Genomic DNA, 271 nt, shown 5'->3' with positions numbered 1-271 from the left:
TTTTAGACTCGTTTCAGGCGAGCTTTCTTAATAACACTACACTTCCCTATTAAAATAAGTAAGTGGCGTCCCCAAGAGATTAGTACTCTTGATAACGTCGTGCATAGAGAGTGCGGTGTCACACTGCTTTACACAATACTTAAAATAGTAAGTGGCGTCCCCAAGGGGATTCGAACCCCTGTTACCGCCGTGAAAGGGCGGTGTCCTAGGCCTCTAGACGATGGGGACACATAAATGTGTCACTAGGACAACTGAATTTTTAGACTCGTTT

General features: G+C 44.6%; 1 tRNA gene. It reads right to left on the bottom strand.

The features are described from left to right. Positions 1-152: 152 nt before the first annotated feature. Positions 153-228 (bottom strand) — tRNA-Glu (locus H5092_RS20495). Positions 229-271 lie beyond the last annotated feature (43 nt).

It is taken from the genome of Pseudoalteromonas sp. SR41-7 (genome assembly GCF_014163935.1).
Classification (GTDB): domain Bacteria; phylum Pseudomonadota; class Gammaproteobacteria; order Enterobacterales; family Alteromonadaceae; genus Pseudoalteromonas; species Pseudoalteromonas distincta.
This window is presented reverse-complemented; position numbering and strand designations above follow the sequence as displayed.